Origin of the sequence: Paenibacillus naphthalenovorans, assembly GCF_001465255.1 — a bacterium.
Classification (GTDB): Bacteria; Bacillota; Bacilli; order Paenibacillales; family NBRC-103111; genus Paenibacillus_G; species Paenibacillus_G naphthalenovorans.
Map to the genome: position 1 here is coordinate 2,122,503 of NZ_CP013652.1, position 15,733 is coordinate 2,138,235.

Genomic DNA, 15,733 nt, shown 5'->3' on the forward strand with positions numbered 1-15,733 from the left:
TTAAAAAGGCTGATAAATGTTTGTCAACGGCTGCTCACCGCTTACGGTTTTTTCAAAAATTCGGTCGTAAATGCTTTCGAAACATCCTGTTTCTCCTTCAGGCCCTTAATCTCCAGCAGTTGATCCTGCACGGCGTTCCAGCGCTCCATCGTCATATAGCCGATGCCGTTCGCCTTCGTTTCCTCGTTCAAAATAAACTCTTTCTGCTGCTCAGCTTCATAATTCATCGCTTCGACCGTCATATCCTTGTTGTAGGTTTGGATAAACGGGTTTACGCTCTTGTAATTTTCCAAATAGTGGATCCAACCCTTTTGGGTGGCTTGAACGACGGCTTTTACAATATCCGGGTGCCGCTTCAAATAATCCTCCGTCGTAAAGAGAACGTCGCAATAGTTGGCATAGCCGGAATCGGCTATTTTCAGGTATTTTACCTTTACCCCCTGCTGGGACAGCGCGTACGGCTCATTGGTGATGTATCCCTGATTCAGGGAGCCTTTGGTTTGGATAAAATTGACCAATTGCCCGGTGTAGGCCATCTCGTTCACGTTCTTCAAATTGTACTTGCTCTTGATGTATTCCCAGTACAGCACGCCGGGCTGCATAAACACCGTCCGGCCTTCCAGGTCCTCAAAGCCGTTCAGGTTGCCGTCTTCATGATAAATCAGCACCTGGGGAGTATGTTGAAAGGAGGCCAACAATCCGACAACAGGGATTCCCTCTTCCCGCGCCCGCAAAATGTCATCGGCGTACGAAATGCCGAAATCGGCTTTTCCCGAAGCGACCAGCTGCATCCCGGATATTTGCGGACCGTCGGGCTGAATCGTCAGATCGACGCCCAACTCTTTGTAATATCCCTGCTGAAGAGCGGAAAAGTACCCTCCGTCCTCCCCTTTGGCATACCAACCCTCGATCAGCCGCGCCTTTTGAAGAACCGGTTCATTGCCTGCATCCGTCTGTTGGTTCGTCCCGTCCGGGGATGGGACGTTACCAGTGCTTGCCGGCGGACCGGAAGAACAACCGGAAATCAAAACGGTCACGGCTATAAGCGCCAGCAGCACCATCTTCGGCCTTATCATCATAAGCATCCTCCTGCTCCTGATCTATCTGCGATCGGCGCTGTTGATTATATTCCGCTTCCCTCGATGACTCGCAGATCCTCTTCATCCAGACTGGCGGCCGGACCGGATTTGATCAAATTGGAAAATTGTTCGTCCGGAATCATCGTCGTTAATACATACAGCCGGCCTTTTCCCGTATTGTGGACTTCGTGATTGTTTCCGGGAGGAACGATGAAAAAAGACCCCGTCCGGACAGGTATTTTCGTATCGCCGACCACCGCTGTCCCTTCCCCGGCAAGCACGTAAAAATATTCGTGCGCCGCAGCATGTTCATTCGGAGGCGTCTTCCCGCCCTCATCGAATATTTCCAGAACCGACACGAACGGCGCCTGCTCCCCGTCGCACAGAAGCACAAATTTATTGGAATCTTTCTCCGAGATTTTGTGAACCGGGCATTCCGTATAGTTTCCGGCAACCCATCCTTTTAATGACATCGTACAAGTCCCTCCCAGACCGAATCATCTTTTTGCAATCAAACGCATACTTCCCTCCAATGCGTTTTGGCACTTCCCTACCGCTGCAAAGCTTCCAAAACCGCAGCCGAGGTTGTCACAAACCCGTAGCACTGCTTGATGTTGTAAAGGGTCGCTTCGACGCAAAACGCAGGTGAATTGGTGGCGCAGCAATCTTCGAGCAGGATGCTGTCATAACCGGAGTTGACCGCATCCTGCAAGGTCGCCATCACGCATTGATCTAGATTTACACCGGCAAACAACACGGTGCGGATTTGCAGGTTGCGCAAAATGCTGTCCAGCGGCGTATCCCAAAACCCGCTCATTCTGTATTTGTCCACGTAAATATCCGACGGTTCCGTCTGCAGCCCGGAAACGATCGCCGCTCCCCAGCTTTCCTTCTCCAGAACGCGGGATTGATTATTCGGCAGCGGCTCCCCGATGCCGATTCCTTCACCGGTCATGTTATACACGTGCAGAATAGACGGGCTTAGATTGGCTTTGTCCGGCCTGTTTCCCCAATTCAGCCAAATGACGGGCACTCCCGCTTGGCGAAGTGCGGGCAGTGCGCGGTTTAAAGGTCCGATGGGCTGCTGCAGCGCCTTGTAATCCGATCCGATATAGTCCAGCCAACCATTTTCCGAACAAAAATCGTTCTGCATATCGACGACAATGATCGCCGTATGCTGCAAATCAAAGGTAATCCGCTGCGGCTGGGCCGGAATGGAAAGCGCAACCGGCTGCCTTTCTTCTCTTCGCAAATCCGCATGAGCGGTTGAAACCGACCAATGATTTCGTTGATTTCCAATGCAGTACATCAAATCACCCGGCTTTTTCATAAATTCGGAAGCGCGATAAATGAAGCCATTCCCGACTGGCTGCCAACAGCAACCGTAGCGATGCGCAGCGATTCCGCGCCTGCACGGTGCAGATCTGCATCAGCATGATTGGGATGTCTTGCAAATAAGGGAAATCCGCTGCCGGTCAGCTCCAGGCGGATCGAGCTGCCCCGGTCCAGGTGCAGCGCGCACGGCCGCAGCGAAATTTCCGCCTTCCCCCAGCCTTCTACCTGTTCGCGGGATAGTTCGGTGCGGCCTACCGCCAGGAAGCGCGCGGTTCCGTCCGGCAAAACGACGGAAAGCGTGGCGACCAGGTCGGTCGGGCCCCCCAATGTCTGGAAATATATTGTTGCTTTCGGCGATCCCAAAATATGCATCGGGCTTTCCAACGGCTCGCTGGTATATACGAGGATTTCATACCGGTCCTGCGCCGGACTGCGATCCAGGGGCAGGTAGGATTCCAGGCTCATCGGCAGGCGGGCGTCGTAAACGAAAACATCGGGAACGGACGGCGCGCCCCCGGGTTCCTCCGGCGACAAGCTGCCGCCGCCAAGAGCGCCGTTAGCCGGTTTCTCCCCTCCCTGCAGATACCAAAGGGAGCTTTCGGCGGCCGGCTGCATCAGCGAAGTCCGATCCGAATGGCGCCAAACGTTGCTTCCCCGTTCAAAATAGCGAATCGCAGGCTCATGAAACAGCTCGGCATCCCGCTTGTCTTTCAGCCAGTAATCAAACCATCTCACCTGCTCCAGGTGAATGTCCCCATCCGCCTGATCCCCATGGTCCACACCACCGGCTTTTCTTCCCCATGGAATATGCGTCCACGGGCCGACGATCAGACGATGAAAGAGCTCCGGGCTTCCCGGTTCCTGCTGCAGCGCTTCGTAGCTTTGCATCGTGCCCATGAGGAAAACGTCGTACCATCCGCCGATTTGCAGAGAGGGAACGGGACGTTCCTTCACCTTCGGCAGCCAGTCGCGTTCAGCCCAGTACGCGTCGTACCCGGAATGCTCGCACCATTCGAAATAAGCGGGGAAATATTTGCGCAACACCGGATGATGTTCCCCGAGGACGGGAAGCTGCCAGATGAGCGCATCCGGGCTGCGCATCATTTGGGTACAATACCGCTCGGCTTCAGAATCGCCCAGTCTCCTGGCGGTATCCCGCGCAAGCTGGTAGGCCCAGGGAAGGTGCTCCCGAATCGCGAACCGCCCATGCGGATAAAACATCCCGTGGTACAAATCGGCAGCGCACATCGCGGGAGCGATCGCCTTCAGATGCGGAGGATGCGCGGACGCCGCCGCCCACTGCGTAGAGCCCTGATAGGAGAAGCCGTACATGCCTACCCGGCCGGTTGAGCCCGGCAGCTTCGCCGCCCACTCCACCGCATCGTAACCGTCCTGTGCTTCATGGATAAAAGGAATGAATTCTCCTTGCGAATCTCCCCTTCCGCGGACATCCTGAATTACAACGATGTATCCGTGCTGCGCGTACCAGAGCGGGTGCGCGTGGCTGACCGTGGAAGCGATCGCCCTTCCGTACGGCTGGCGCATCAGCAGTACGGGATATTCTTTCTCCGGCTCATCCGGCCGGTAAATATCGGCATATAAAACCGTACCGTCCCGCAACGTGCAAGGCTGCTTTCGTTCAACGACGACCCCGCCAAAACAAACTGAAGATCGGCTCATTCTCAACACCCCTGAAATGAAAATTACAATGCTAGATCGTATGGTATCGTCCTGAAGCAAATAAGAAGCCCTTAAGACGGAACCGCCAGCTTCTTCAGGTTTAACAGGCTTAAAGGATCGTTCGAGATCCCACAACCTATCATGCGAATATGACCTTCCTCCTTCTTGCATGTCCCAGATATGCGGATTGGCTACGCCGATTCCGATTTCCTCGCATCTTGCCATCAGCCGGTTTAACCGCTCTTCGTTCTTAAAAAGGATCACCGGGATGCCAAATACCAGCAAGTCGCCGTTGGCCGCTTCTTCCCAGCTTGGAAACGAAACGATCCATTGCGACCAAGGCACTTTCGGTACGAGGGAGATTTGAATGTCCGACACGATGCTGACGGTGCCGTACGTATGCAGATAAAGATGAATGTCCTCTCCGCTTACCGTAAACGTGCGGGGATTGACTTCCATCGTTTTTACCGTCATCGACTGAACCCGGAGAAAAATGGCGATAGTCCTTGGAGTATTTTTCCAGGGAAGGCGCATCCCACAGCAAAATTTGTTCGTTTACCCGCTGTCTCAAACTTTCCTGCCATCCGTTCATCATCGTTTGTCCCCCTTATCTCATTTCCGATTCGTGCCAGGAGCTCAACAGCCATTTGGAAAAAGCATTGATCAGCAAAAAGAACGCGATGCCCAACACGGAAGCGGATAACCCGCAAGCAAATAAATAAGGTGTCTGCAGCCGCGTTGCCGCTACCGTAATCGCATAGCCCAGCCCTCCTTTCCCTCCTCCGATTCCTGCAATATATTCGCCAACGATGGCTCCTACAACCGACAGCGAGCAGGATATTTTCAAACCCGCCATAATGTAAGGAAGAGCCGCCGGAAAACGCAGCCGCCAGATCGTTTGCATCTTCGTCGCGTTATACAGGTAAAACAAATTTTTCATGTTTTGTTCCGTCGAGTTCAATCCGATCAGCGTATTGGACAGAATGGGGAAGAAACTGATCAGGAACGCAATCACTACGATCGCATTCATGCCCGCTCCGAACCAGATGACGATGATCGGCGCCACGGCCACAATCGGAATCGTCTGAAGAATGATCGCATAAGGATATACGCTTCGTTCCACCATCTTGGATAAGGACAGCAGGACGGCAATAGAGATGCCCAGGATCACGCTGACCACAAATCCGGCCACCGCTTCGGCAAGCGTGGTGCTTACCGACTCCGCCAGATTGAGCCCATTTTCTTTGGCCGCCAAAACAATATCGGTCGGTTTTGGCAAAATATAAGGCGGTATGCCGATCAGTCGGACAATCGCTTCCCAACCTCCCACAAACAAAATAAAGACGGCAAGCGGCGGCAAAACCTTCATGAACCGGCTCATCATCGGGCTTTCCTGAATCACGGTCGTCCGTTTGTCGCCCGGGGGACGGGAACCGGCACGTTTCTTAGCAGCCGGCTGTCCGGATTCTTTCAACATGCCTGCAACCATGTCTTTCATCCTATCGTTCTCCTTTCGTAAGTTGCAACGTCATCTGTTTAATGCTTCAGAACGCCGGAAATCTGGCGCACATAGCTTGCGAATTCCGCCATCGTGCGAAAATCCTCATTGCGCGGGAACGAATAAGGAATATCGATCACATCCGCGATTTTCCCCGGCCGCGGTGTCATCACGATCACCCGTGTGGACAAGAACACCGCTTCAAACACGTTGTGCGTAATAAACAAAACGGTCATTTTTTGATCCTGCCGCCAAATGCTCAGCAGCTCGTCCTGAAGCGTCTGGCGGGTGATTTCGTCGAGCGCGCCGAACGGTTCGTCCATCAACAGCAATTTGGGCCTGGAAATCAGCGCCCGCGCGATCGATACCCGCATTTTCATGCCGCCAGACAACTGGCGAGGCAGCACTTTCATGTAATCCTTCAATCCGACCAGTTCCAAAACCCGCTCGCCTTCTTCCTTGCACTGCTTTTTGGGAATTCCCCGAAGGGTTAGCGGCAGCGTGACATTATCAATCAATTTCGCCCATGGCAAAAGCGTATGTTCCTGAAAGACAAAAGCAATTTCATTCTGCTTGCGGGCTTCCTTGGGTGTGGTCTGAAGAACCGACAGCCTCCCGGAAGTAGGATTGGTCAATCCGGCGATCATGTTGAAAATCGTTGACTTGCCGCAGCCCGAAGGTCCGACGAAGCAAAGAAACTCTCCTTCAACTGCCTTAAGATCGGCATTTTGCACAGCGATCGTGCCGTTCGGATAAACTTTGCCGACATCTTCCAGATGAACTAGGAGCTCACTTTTTCCGGCTTCCCCCTTTGACGGAACGATTGATTTTGTTGTGACCAAAGCCATTCTTCCATCCCCTCCTCCATCAACTCGAATTAGATCATGCCGCCTGTCATGCTTCAAACTTTTTATGTTATATTTTATAACACATTCCAAAGAAGCGAACAATGAAAAACGGGATATGTTGTGTAACTTTACAATAAAACGGACTATATTCGTATTTTTTTACGATCTATTCCGATGTTATGTATTGTTTAATTACATGAAGAAACCGGACGGCAGCAGCTTCTGTCGACGAAAATAGCCGCCCTTCCTTCCAGCAGGGGGGCGGCTATGGCCTTTCTTTCGGTATTGGAGACGAGCGGAATGATGGGAAATGAAATAGCCCGATCCATCCGGTTTTCATGTCGCTATCGGCACTCGTTGTTCAAAGCGGTTGTGGAGGTTGAATGAGCAGGTCCAACACAAATGCTTTTAAATCCACGATGCGCAAGTACTGCGGCTTTTGATCCGTTCCACATATGATCAAGGGAATGAGCGATTCCGTTTGATGAAGAGAGCCATGGCCTCCGCCGCCCTTATGCTTCGGCGAGCTTCTGTCCGCCAATTCATAACCGGGTTTTGCGGTAACCACCAAAAATTCGCCGGGATGTGAGTTCAAAGCTCCGGATAATCGCTGCAATGCATCAGGGTATTGGCCATACGCCAATGTACCCTCCGAAGCATTGATCTTTACGTCCAGCACCTCGGCATCCTGCTCGACGGTCCATTTTTGCCGATATGGATCGGTCAACCGCCCGTTCGCTTTAAATGCCAGCTCCTTGAACGAACCGCCCTGAACCGCACGAATCCATTCGTTTTCTTTCCATGCGATAAAATCAATACGCGGATCGGATTTTAATGCGTTGGCCATGTCTCTTAGTGACCGATCTGCTTTAAGCTTATAAACATAAGCCATGGTTTCATTGACAGCAAGGACGATGTCTGTTTCTTGCGATAGGTTTTCTCCAGGACGCAATACATGATCTCCCCGGAAAAAGGCAGGCAGGTCGATAACGGGATCACTTTGGGCAGGCAGGATTTGAGTGGCTCCACTGTCGCCAGCGATGACAAAAATCGCTTTTCGCAAGGCTTCTTCCGGTGTACCGAATGTTTGCAGCAATGTAAGAAGCTGCCCGTCGATTTCCTGAATTCCATCACGTTCCGATGGACCTTTCTTATGAATTTTTTGATCTAAATCCGGCAAGTAAACATATAAAAAATCGGGCAATTGATTGGCTTTAATCAAATATTTGGCTGTATCAATGGAATATGGATTGTTTAATCCCATTCGCCGGGTTATCCCGTCCGGGAGTTTTTTAATGCCTTCCAGTGGATTGGATAAAGAGCCTAAGGCTAAAAAATCCGGCCCTTTCACTTGAATTTCCTTTGGCAAAGAGGCTGGTACTTGAATCCAGAGGGGAACGGACAACGTATGGTCGGTGGTTCCGCGATAAATTAAACCGTTAACGGAACCGGACTTGAGCCCATGTCTAGCCAAGTCCTCATAAAGGGTGGGCTGTTGCCGGTTTAAATGACTGCCATTCAAGTGAATTAGTGCATCGGCCAATACCGGATCTATGCCATGCTTGAATACCTCCATAGGCCCGGTACCGTAATTGATCACTTTCTTTTGATCAGACGAATACCAGGTAAGTCCCGGCACATGATGATCATCAGGATAAGTTCCGGTAAGAAGAGAACTATCGATCGTTACAGACATCGTGGGAAAAGAGCTCACCAGGTTTTGATAATATTGCCCATGCTCAATCAGGAATTGAAACGTAGGGAGTTCCTGTTGTTCAATCCCTTTATTTATCGCTTGTGACATTAAAGAATCGATCATCAAAAAGATGATTTTCTTCGCATGTTCTCCTCTGGCCGATTTGACTTGCATAAGATCCTTTTCTTTTGGAATGGAATTCTGCCGCTGGCATCCGAGCATCAGGCTAATGATCAGCAGCAGGAAACACCAGCTTATCTTTTTATACATGACTAATCTTCACCAGCCTTGATCGTAGAATGCTCAAGCTGCTTCCTTCCAACCATCCTTGCACCTGCTTTCCAAACCCTATAACCAATATTCACTAAAATAACTTTAACCGTTTCATCCGTTTTTTATCCATCATTTAGAAAGATAAGCATAAAATAACCTCTATCCTAAGCAGCTCCTGCCTGCTTGGATAGAGGCTTTGCGCTATAGGCAATGCCGGCGGCTTCCTCAGCTCTTCGATCTTCTCGCGTTCCTTCGCGCAGTCTCTATATCGGACCACAATTGTTCCACATGCGGGGAAATCGGCTTGAGATAACCCGCGATGATCATAATCCCGAAAGCGAGAATAATGCCGTACATCCCGGCAGTCCAGCCCAGCTCGTCAATAAAATAAGGGTTAAAGATGATTAAATAGACGGATGTCGCCGTACCGATGATCATACAGGCAATGGCACCTTCTTTATTTGCCCTTTTCCAATAAAGGCCTAAAAAAACGACCGGAAAAAACATGATGATGCCTTGATAGGTCAGAATGGCTATAAACACCAGTTTACCAAAATCAACGGCGGCCATCGCCAAGGATAACAGGCATATGATGATCACGGAGATCCGGGTCACTTTCAGAGCCTTTTCGTTCGATATTTGAATATCGATCTGTTTGGCAATATCGTTGGAGATTGCGGTGGCCATGGCTTGAATGATCCCCGAAACGGTAGATATGCTGGTCGCCATAATGAGCACACTCATCAATGCCAGTGGAATAGGGCCCGCCATGCTGGCAATCCACATATAGGCTTCCTCCGGATGATTGCGGGGGTATTCCATGGAATGGATCATGATCCCCAAAAAGACCATAGACGTCCAGAAAATAAAGCCTAACATCGAGGCGATGACCGCCGACTGTTTAATGGCTCTCACATTTTTGGCTGCAAACATTTTATTATAGATCCAGGGCCACATGAATGCACCCAGTCCGCTTACAATGATGATCGAAGTCCAATAGGGCGTGGGAGGAGACCATCCGGGCCCGGGGTAGGTTAACACATCGGGATAGTCCCGTGCAAGCATCTCCATCCCGCTGCGGATGCCGCCGAAAAATTTGTAAATCAACCATAAAGACAGCCCTGTTCCCGCCGCAAACATAAAGAGGCCCTGAACGGCATTGGCTCTAATCACAGATCGCATGCCACCCATGGAAACGTAGATCATCACGGTAAGCACACCGATCAGCATCCCCCAAAAAGGGCTTATTTGCCCCCCGGTAGCGTAGCTGAATATATATCCCTGCGTCACCCATTCCAAAAGCAGCCAAGGCCCGGTAAACAGGACCCCCAAAAACGACATCATGATCCGCAGCATCCCGCTCTGATAACGAAAGCCCATCAGCTCGGCTTGTGTGATTAAATTGTACTTTTTTCCCCAGATATACGTTTTCTCTGACACCAAATACATAATAAATATAGATATCGTTCCGTATATTGCGGTATAAATGCCTATAAATCCGAATCCTACGTTAAATTCGGCCCATGCTGTAAATACGGAGCCGACATACCACGATGAAAATACGGACAATCCAATGGCAAAAGGTCCAAAACTCCTGCTGCCTGTTGTATAGTCGCTGTAATCGTTAATCCCCTGATTTCCCCGATTTATCATAATCATGAGCAATAAAAAGATCAAAATAAAGGCTAGTCCCATCATTCCCTCTTTTATCGTTCCTCGTTATTTTCTTTTGGCATACGCTCAATCTCAACATCCAGATCCCCGCTCCACGCATCGGCGATACACCAAATCAATAATAACAAACACATGCCGGAGATCAACATTAATTGCCAAAACATGGAGAATGGAATGTTAAACACCCAAGGCTGAATACGGTTGGACCAGTCGAACAGAACAGGAAAGCAGCTTAACGAGATAAGAACGAAGAAAGAGAAAGCTATTAAGCCCCTGCTGAATGTATCGGACATCGTTACCTCCCCGTTTCTAAAGTATAACTCTCTTCTATCTATCCGGCGGACATGTCGCTTACGCCACTCATCATGGCACCCGTGTCAACAACGGGAAGCATAATATAGACGGTTGTGCCTTGGTTCACTTCACTCTCTATAAAAATATCCCCATGATGCGCTTCAATCATTTTTTTGGAAATGCTTAACCCGAGCCCGCTTCCCTGGATCTCTTTTTCAACCGACCGCGTTTCTCGATAGTAGGGGACGAACACCTTATCGATATTTTCTTTCTGGATTCCCATTCCGTTGTCTTGCATTTTGATGACGATATCTTTGTTGTTTAAATAAACGGTGATCTTGATATGGATTTTCGGTTGATTGGAGGCATATTTGATCGAGTTATTTAAAATATTGATAAAAACCCGGTAGATCTTCTTGGGATCCACAAACACTAAAGGCAAATGGTCTTCATAGTACGTATTCAGGGTAATATTGGCATGCTCCCCGTCAGAAAACACGGTCTTGAGTGCATGATCCATAATAAATTCAATATTTATCCATTCCTTTTGGAATGTCAGTTCTTCTGCGTCCAATGACGAGAGGTCAAACAACCCTTCAATCAATTGAATGATTTGATTCGTTTGGACGAGAAGTTGATCGATCAGTTCTTTTTTCTGCTCCTGGGGCAAAGCGTATTTGTTCAGAATCTCCAGGAACCCTTTCATCGAAGTCAATGGGGTTTTTAAATCATGGGATACCTGAACGATTAACTCGGAACGTGATTTTTCCGATCTTTTTAGCTTTGAATAGGTTTGCTGAAGCAAGTCGTTGGCTTCCTGCAAATCTCTGGTTCGTTTTTGCACGTTTTCTTCCAATTGATTGGATCGGCTGTGCAGTTCCGTTATCAATTTTTGAATGGTGCTGTCCATATAGTTAAAGGTATGAATGAGCTCTCCTATCTCGTCTGATCTTTTCGTATGCAGAGGATCGATTTCAAATCCTTTGGCTCTTTGGATTAAAGCGGATGTTAATTGTCTGATCGGGGTGGTAAAAAACTCGGAAAAAAAATAGGAAAAAAATAAGATTAACAACATTCCGATAAATAAAAAAAAGCTCATACGTTGGACAAGCTTATATACTTGAGTATCGGCATAATCTTCGGCCTGACCGGCGGCGATGCTCATTAAACGGGATTCAGGGATGAGATAAGCGATAAACCACCCCGCTTTGTCCAGGCTCATATACAGCAGGTGAACCTTCTCGCCAGGCGCATTGACCGTAACATGTCCGCTTTTATGATCGAGTATGGTTGAATGATGTGCCTCAAGAAGGTCAATGTGCACCTCCGGCTCCAAGTCGTTGCGGGCCTTGGCGATCACCGCCCCGTTCGTATCCAGGATATATGCCATGGGCTTATATCCGTAAACCGCAATATCCAAAAGCTCTCCGGCCAGAAGTTCACGCGATGCCTTATCCGTCTTCCCGCCCCATTGTTCATTCAAACGCCGCGTTCTTTCTTCCAGGGAAACGGACGCTTGAAGAATATTATTGGATGAGGTTTCATGAATCATCTTTTTTGTAAGCGCTTTAACCTCAATCAAGAAATAGATGCTGAACAGCACATACGGGATTAAGGATAACAGAGCCGTATACATGAGAATTTTGACAAAAAGGGATCTTCTGATCCATCTTTTGATCCAATTAGTAACGAACAAATTTATACCCCGCTCCTCTTACGGTAACGATATACCTTGGATTCAGGGGATCTTCCTCCACTTTTTTTCGCAAACTGGAAATATGAACGACCACCGTTCTGTGATCACTCAGCGTATCGTTTCCCCAGATTTTATTTAAAAGCTCCTCCATCGTAAACACGCGATTACGGTTTCTGTACAGAAACGTCAGCAAATCGAATTCCTTCATGGTCATATGTATTTTTTTCCCGTCCCGATAAACTTCCCTGGCTTGCGTATCAATCAGTAGATTATCGATGTGAATCCGGAAGTCCTGTTCGAGCGCTTGCTGTCTTTCTTTTTGCAAGATCCGGTTTCTGCGCAAATGCGCCCTCAGCCTGGCTAATAGAACATTGATGTTAAACGGCTTTTCGATATAATCATCCGCTCCCATACTGAGACCCAGGATTTTGTCATTGTCCTCACTCTTGCAGCTCATAAACAAGATGGGACTGGTTGTCAGCATGCGAATTTGTTTGCACACCTCGATGCCGTCCATATCCGGGAGCATGATATCCAGAAGAATAAGAGAGGGATTATTGCTCTTTACTTTTTCAATCGTTTCTATGCCTGAAGAGGTCATGGAATATGAAAGTCCTTCATGATCCAAGCAAATCGAAAGAAGCTTTTGTATCTTCACATCGTCTTCCACGATCAGGATTTCTTCCATTCCCCCACCTCAATTTCCCTTATTTTATTATTTGTAATGATAATACAAAATTTAGAATATTTCAATTTTTCCGTTTTTCTGATGGACGCTTCGGAAGCCTGAATTCCTAAAATAAACTTTACCTTCATTTGATCCGGGTATGATGCGGATTTGATTGCCGGTTTATCTTTGGCTTATATAATGGACTTGCACCGGAGTATGAGCTGGATATCCGCAATGAAATGTGACGGAGGTGACGGTACATTTTTGTTCTATTCTTTATTCGCTGACAACGATCTTAAAACAAATGATGGAGGGATCGGCCATATGTCCAAGAAAGCCAGAGATAAAGAGGTCTATTTGGATATCGATTTGAGGAATTTTGAAACGAGAATCAAACCGCTGATTACCAAGGAACTGATAGAGGAGCACCGGTTGAATCCGATCGGAAAGCATAGCGAGCAATTGGATGTGGTATTGAATTTTTTCAGAAGACATCATGAACAATTGGAAGGCAAATATGTCATCGTGTGCACTAAGCCCCATGAAGAATGGTGTATCGGCGAGCATCCCGCCGTCCGCGGGGAACGCCCGCAACTGTTCGAGGATGAAAAGTTTGATTCCAGGGAAGCTGCGGAACATGGGCTTTTTCTGAAAAGACTCCGGCACTTTGGTGTAGTCATTTAAATCTGAAACCAAGGGGAGATGACTAGTGGCGATCAATGGATATACAGATAAGCTCAGCGTAGAACCGGGAAGCACCATTCAATTTATGGTGAACTGTGAAGGGCATGAAACCTACCAGGCCTCCATCGTTCAATTAATTCATGGGGACACGAATCCTCAAGGACCCGGACTGAAGACGAAACCCGTCAACACCGGCATAAATCAGGAATATAAAGGAAGGGAACAGAAAATTTACAGCGGATCCTATATTATGGTTCCGGATCAACCCTTATTCAGAAAACTTCAGAGCTTCTCCCTGCAAGCTATGATTTGGCCGACTACACCGGATAAAGGTGTTCAAGGACTGCTCACGAAATGGTCGGAAGCCGGAAAAGCCGGTTATGGTTTGTTTATTGACGAGAATGGCTGTCTGGCTTTATGGATAGGCGACGGGAAAGGCAAGGTCTACAAGATCAGCACAGAGAAAAAGCTGGAAGAAAAAATCTGGTTTTTTGCAGGCGCTTCTTATGACGCATCGAGCGGGGCGGTTGAAGTATTCCAAAAGCCTCTCATCGGCAAAACCAACGGAAGATATGCTCTTCCTTACTCCTTGGAAAGAATGGCCGCACATGTAAAGACGACCGTAAACGCAAAGCCTGATACGGATCATGATACTCCTTTCCTTATGGCCGGTTATTTACAGCACGCGAGCGCAGGCAAGCACATCGCGGGCGGTTTATATAACGGTAAAATCGACAGGCCTCGCATGGCAGACCGCGCCCTTACCCTGCAGGAGATGGAGCAGTGTATTGAAGAGCCTTTTGAGGATTTGCTGGCCGTATGGGATTTTGCGAAAAATATCGGTCCGAACGGTATTGAAACGCCCAGCAGGATATGGGATGCTTCCAGGAACGAGCTGCACGGAGAGGCCGTTAACCTTCCCGCCCGGGCGATGACCGGTTACAATTGGACATCGCATGAACAAAATTTCATCCATGCGCCCGAGCAGTACGGAGCCATTCATTTTCATGACGACGATCTTTCCGATGCCCGATGGGAAGCGGATTTTGAATGGACCGTCCCGGACGGTCTGAAAAGCGGTGTGTATGCGGCCCATGTCAAAGCAGGAGAGGATGAAGACTACATCACCTTTTTTGTAAGGCCTGCCAAAGGAGCAACCGCCAATAAAATCGCTTTATTGATTCCAACGGCGAGTTATTTGGCTTATGCAAACACAAGATTTCAGGACATTCCTCTCGCTCAATTGATGTTTGGACGCGCCCCTGTGATTCAGCAAGAAGACTTGTACCTGATGGAACATAAAGAATTTGGTCTTTCCACGTACGATGTGCATTCCGACGGCAGCGGAGTATGTTATTCCTCTTCCCTTCGCCCTGTCCTCAATATGAGGCCGAAGTACAGACATAACCTTTCTCCGTCCTTGTGGCAGTTTAATGCGGACCTCCATTTGGTGGACTGGATGACCGAAAAGGGTTACTCCTTTGATGTGATTACCGATCATGACCTTCATGCCGAGGGCGTGGAGCTGTTAAATCCGTACAATGTAGTCCTTACGGGATCCCACCCCGAATATTATTCCGGCAGCATGCTGGATGCGATCGAAGATTACCAGCAGCTTGGCGGAAGACTGATGTATATGGGTGCCAACGGCTTCTATTGGATCATCCAGTTCAACCCGGAGAATCCGAATATGATTGAAGTCCGCAAGCAATTCGGCTCCAACGCCTGGAAGGCACAGCCTGGCGAATTGCATCTCAGCTTCAGCGGCGAACAGGGTGGACTTTGGAGAAACAGAGGAAGGGCTCCGCAAAAAATTGCCGGCACCGGATTCATAGCCGAAGGCTTCGACGTCTCTTCCTATTACCGCCGGAATCCGGACAGCTTCGATCCCAGAGTCTCCTGGATTTTCGAGGGAATCGGGGACGACGAGCTCATCGGCAACTTCGGATTAGTCGGCGGCGGGGCAGCAGGGCTTGAACTCGACATCTACGATCTTGAGCTTGGAACCCCGCCGGAAACGCTGATTCTTGCTTCTTCGGAAGGACATACGGATGTGTACATGCAGGTTGTAGAGGAGCTGTTTTTTAACGTCCCCGGGATGGGCGGCTATGAGAATCCCAGGGTCAGAGCCGATATGGTTTATTACCCCACTCCCAATGGGGGAGCTGTTTTTTCGGTTAGCTCCATTGCTTACTGCGGAAGCCTGTCCCACAACCGGTACGATAATAATATTTCACGGCTCACGGAAAACGTACTCAATAAATTTATGTCGGACGAACCTCTGCCGTGGCAATTGCCATAATTCT

At 48.8% G+C, this 15,733-nt stretch carries 13 protein-coding genes; 2 read left to right on the forward strand and 11 right to left on the reverse strand.

Annotated features, from left to right (window positions below):
- Positions 1 to 41: 41 nt before the first annotated feature.
- The 11 genes from IJ22_RS10585 to IJ22_RS10635 all read right to left on the reverse strand — a co-directional run bounded on the left by IJ22_RS10585 (position 42) and on the right by IJ22_RS10635 (position 12,761).
- Positions 42 to 1,079: an ABC transporter substrate-binding protein gene (locus IJ22_RS10585; RefSeq protein ID WP_235594305.1), complete on the reverse strand. Its 1,038-nt coding sequence runs from the start codon at positions 1,077 to 1,079 to the stop codon at positions 42 to 44.
- A gap of 44 nt (positions 1,080 to 1,123) precedes the next feature.
- A complete protein-coding gene (locus IJ22_RS10590; protein ID WP_054817841.1) occupies positions 1,124 to 1,552 on the reverse strand; it encodes a cupin domain-containing protein in 429 nt (142 codons plus the stop codon).
- 77 nt (positions 1,553 to 1,629) lie between these two features.
- Positions 1,630 to 2,388 carry a cysteine hydrolase family protein gene (locus IJ22_RS10595; protein WP_062410946.1) on the reverse strand — a complete coding sequence of 253 codons (759 nt, stop codon included), beginning with the start codon at positions 2,386 to 2,388 and terminating at the stop codon, positions 1,630 to 1,632.
- Between the two features lie 17 nt (positions 2,389 to 2,405).
- The gene (locus IJ22_RS10600; protein WP_235594306.1) at positions 2,406 to 4,568 is read right to left on the reverse strand and encodes a CocE/NonD family hydrolase; all 2,163 of its coding nucleotides are present in this window, start codon (positions 4,566 to 4,568) and stop codon (positions 2,406 to 2,408) included.
- Positions 4,569 to 4,701: 133 nt separating this feature from the next.
- Positions 4,702 to 5,478, reverse strand: a complete 777-nt coding sequence (locus IJ22_RS10605) for an ABC transporter permease (protein WP_062410948.1) — start codon at positions 5,476 to 5,478, stop codon at positions 4,702 to 4,704.
- A gap of 152 nt (positions 5,479 to 5,630) precedes the next feature.
- Positions 5,631 to 6,440, reverse strand: a complete 810-nt coding sequence (locus IJ22_RS10610; protein WP_062408789.1) for an ABC transporter ATP-binding protein — start codon at positions 6,438 to 6,440, stop codon at positions 5,631 to 5,633.
- A 361-nt stretch (positions 6,441 to 6,801) separates the two neighbouring features.
- Positions 6,802 to 8,406, reverse strand: coding sequence for an alkaline phosphatase family protein (locus IJ22_RS10615; protein ID WP_062408790.1), 1,605 nt, complete (start codon positions 8,404 to 8,406; stop codon positions 6,802 to 6,804).
- A 228-nt stretch (positions 8,407 to 8,634) separates the two neighbouring features.
- Entirely contained in the window at positions 8,635 to 10,107 is a 1,473-nt protein-coding gene (locus IJ22_RS10620; RefSeq protein ID WP_082660771.1) for a sodium:solute symporter family protein, read from the reverse strand.
- An 8-nt stretch (positions 10,108 to 10,115) separates the two neighbouring features.
- Positions 10,116 to 10,376 carry a hypothetical protein gene (locus IJ22_RS10625; protein WP_062408792.1) on the reverse strand — a complete coding sequence of 87 codons (261 nt, stop codon included), beginning with the start codon at positions 10,374 to 10,376 and terminating at the stop codon, positions 10,116 to 10,118.
- A 38-nt stretch (positions 10,377 to 10,414) separates the two neighbouring features.
- Positions 10,415 to 12,073 carry a HAMP domain-containing sensor histidine kinase gene (locus IJ22_RS10630; protein WP_062408793.1) on the reverse strand — a complete coding sequence of 553 codons (1,659 nt, stop codon included), beginning with the start codon at positions 12,071 to 12,073 and terminating at the stop codon, positions 10,415 to 10,417.
- Positions 12,060 to 12,761, reverse strand: coding sequence for a response regulator transcription factor (locus tag IJ22_RS10635; protein WP_054817833.1), 702 nt, complete (start codon positions 12,759 to 12,761; stop codon positions 12,060 to 12,062). The genes IJ22_RS10630 and IJ22_RS10635 overlap by 14 nt, the downstream gene beginning before the upstream one ends.
- A gap of 306 nt (positions 12,762 to 13,067) precedes the next feature.
- On the opposite strand from IJ22_RS10635, the gene IJ22_RS10640 reads away from it, so the two are divergent.
- Together IJ22_RS10640 and IJ22_RS10645 are read left to right on the forward strand one after the other, a co-directional pair.
- Positions 13,068 to 13,427: a N,N-dimethylformamidase alpha subunit family protein gene (locus IJ22_RS10640; RefSeq protein WP_062408794.1), complete on the forward strand. Its 360-nt coding sequence runs from the start codon at positions 13,068 to 13,070 to the stop codon at positions 13,425 to 13,427.
- A gap of 25 nt (positions 13,428 to 13,452) precedes the next feature.
- Entirely contained in the window at positions 13,453 to 15,729 is a 2,277-nt protein-coding gene (locus IJ22_RS10645) for a N,N-dimethylformamidase beta subunit family domain-containing protein (protein WP_062408795.1), read from the forward strand.
- Positions 15,730 to 15,733: the final 4 nt, after the last annotated feature.

What these genes read in the sequence shown, in the direction of transcription:
- IJ22_RS10585 (WP_235594305.1), bottom strand. Translation starts at nt 1,079, where the DNA reads ATGATGATAAGGCCGAAGATGGTGCTGCTGGCGCTTATAGCCGTGACC.
- IJ22_RS10590 (WP_054817841.1), bottom strand. Translation starts at nt 1,552, where the DNA reads ATGTCATTAAAAGGATGGGTTGCCGGAAACTATACGGAATGCCCGGTT.
- IJ22_RS10595 (WP_062410946.1), bottom strand. Translation starts at nt 2,388, where the DNA reads ATGTACTGCATTGGAAATCAACGAAATCATTGGTCGGTTTCAACCGCT.
- IJ22_RS10600 (WP_235594306.1), bottom strand. Translation starts at nt 4,568, where the DNA reads ATGACGGTAAAAACGATGGAAGTCAATCCCCGCACGTTTACGGTAAGC.
- IJ22_RS10605 (WP_062410948.1), bottom strand. Translation starts at nt 5,478, where the DNA reads ATGATGAGCCGGTTCATGAAGGTTTTGCCGCCGCTTGCCGTCTTTATT.
- IJ22_RS10610 (WP_062408789.1), bottom strand. Translation starts at nt 6,440, where the DNA reads ATGGCTTTGGTCACAACAAAATCAATCGTTCCGTCAAAGGGGGAAGCC.
- IJ22_RS10615 (WP_062408790.1), bottom strand. Translation starts at nt 8,406, where the DNA reads ATGTATAAAAAGATAAGCTGGTGTTTCCTGCTGCTGATCATTAGCCTG.
- IJ22_RS10620 (WP_082660771.1), bottom strand. Translation starts at nt 10,107, where the DNA reads ATGATGGGACTAGCCTTTATTTTGATCTTTTTATTGCTCATGATTATG.
- IJ22_RS10625 (WP_062408792.1), bottom strand. Translation starts at nt 10,376, where the DNA reads ATGTCCGATACATTCAGCAGGGGCTTAATAGCTTTCTCTTTCTTCGTT.
- IJ22_RS10635 (WP_054817833.1), bottom strand. Translation starts at nt 12,761, where the DNA reads ATGGAAGAAATCCTGATCGTGGAAGACGATGTGAAGATACAAAAGCTT.
- IJ22_RS10640 (WP_062408794.1), top strand. Translation starts at nt 13,068, where the DNA reads ATGTCCAAGAAAGCCAGAGATAAAGAGGTCTATTTGGATATCGATTTG.